The following is a 227-nucleotide window of genomic DNA, read 5'->3' on the forward strand; positions in this document are numbered from 1 at the left end:
TCGCGTTCCAGCTCGCCCTTGAGGGCCTCCAGCCGCGTCAGCATGGACTGCAGGGTGCGGACCTCTACCGGCGGCGCATGCCAGCGCTCCGGCGTGTTGACCTCGCCATAACGCGCCAGCACGGCGGCGTCCACGCGGTCGTTTTTGGTCCGCACGCCGATGCCGTTGGCAAACTGCCGCACCCGTGCCGGATTGACGATCGACACCATCAACCCCGCGTCATCCAG

General features: G+C 67.8%; 1 pseudogene. It reads right to left on the minus strand.

What is annotated here, in order from left to right:
• Window positions 1-227 (minus strand): annotated as a pseudogene (locus ACYQ1A_RS21845) (IS110 family transposase); the annotation flags it as partial.

The organism is Silvimonas sp. JCM 19000 (assembly GCF_054652575.1).